Here is a 1395-nt window from a genome sequence, read left to right as displayed (position 1 = left end):
CTGTGAGTCTGGATCTGGCTGGTCTGGGACTGGCTGGTCAGGATGGGTGTCGGTCGTATCGATCCGGGTGTGACTCTCGAAGCAATTGGCCCCGCTTGCGGGTGTCTTTCCGTTGAATTGTCCGCTCAGATCGGTGCGGCCGGCGCCGTCCGGCCCCACCTCGGTGACCTCATCAGGAGACTGCCCGCCCCTCGGGGCGTGGCCCATCACAGATTTGCCCCGAAGTGAACCTCTTCCCGGACCGGCGCCGGCCGCTCGGCGACCGTGACCATGTCCGCCTCGAAGAGAGGAGCGTCGATCGCCATGGCTATCGTCGCGCATGCCCGCCCGTTCGTCATCGGCGTGGATACCCACGCTTGCAATCACGCCGTCGCGATTCTCGCCTGCCCGACGGGCGAGATCATCGATGAGGCGCAGTTCCCGGCAACGGCGGCAGGCTTGTCACGCGCGGTGTCGTGGGCCGGGCGCCGCACCGGAGGAGACCTGGACGCGCTCTGGGTGATCGAGGGCACCGGCACCTACGGCGCACGCCTTGCCCGCGCCGCAGCAGACACCGGACACACAGTCGTCGAGGCCCCGCGGATGAACGCCCGCGCGAACCGCGGCATCGGCAAGTCCGACCCGCTGGACGCCCGCCGCATCGCCGCAGCAGCACTCCCGCTGCAGCAGACGCAGCTGCGTCACCCGCGCGCTGACGATGGTATCCGCGCCGCCGTGAGGGTCATGCTCGCCTCCCGCGATCACATGAGCACCGAGCGCACAGCGACGATCAACGCGCTCACCGCACTGCTACGCGTGGTCGACCTCGGCATCGATGCCCGCCGCCCGCTCACCCAGGCCCAGATCACCACGATCGCAGCTTGGCGAACCCGCGACGAAGAGCTCGCCACCGCCACCGCCCGTGGCGAAGCGACCCGGCTCGCCAAACGCGTCGCCGAGCTCGACGGCGAGCTCAAGAACATCACCAAACGGGTCACCGACCTGGTTCGACAGAGCCCAGCAGGCGACCTGCTCGACCAGCCCGGCATTGGTCCGGTCACCGCCGCTGTCGCGTTGACCTCGTGGTCGCACCTTGGCCGCATCCGATCCGAAGCCGCGTTCGCCAGCCTCGCGGGGACCAGCCCCATCCCCGCATCATCGGGTAACACCGTCCGGCACCGGATCAACCGCGGTGGTGACCGGCGCCTCAACCGAGCACTCCACATGGCCGTCGTCACCCGCATGCGCATGGACCCGCGAACCCATGCCTACGTCGAGCGCCGCACCGCCGAAGGGCGCACCCTCCGAGAGATCCGTCGCTGCCTCAAGCGCTATCTCGCCCGGGACATCTACCGCCGCCTCAATGCCGCCGCTCAGAACGAACTCGCTGGCGCTTGACAAACATAGGAGATTCAA

At 68.4% G+C, this 1395-nt stretch carries 1 protein-coding gene; it reads left to right on the top strand.

What is annotated here, in order from left to right; all coding sequences use genetic code 11:
- Window positions 1–303 precede the first annotated feature (303 nt).
- Window positions 304–1377, top strand: a complete 1074-nt coding sequence (locus tag TOK_RS29565) for an IS110 family transposase (protein WP_098961285.1) — start codon at window positions 304–306, stop codon at window positions 1375–1377.
- Window positions 1378–1395 lie beyond the last annotated feature (18 nt).

The sequence above is a fragment of the Pseudonocardia sp. N23 genome (assembly GCF_002583555.1).
Taxonomy (GTDB): Bacteria; Actinomycetota; Actinomycetes; order Mycobacteriales; family Pseudonocardiaceae; genus Pseudonocardia.
The sequence above is the reverse complement of the archived record's forward strand: the minus strand, read 5'-3'. Positions and strand labels throughout refer to the sequence as shown.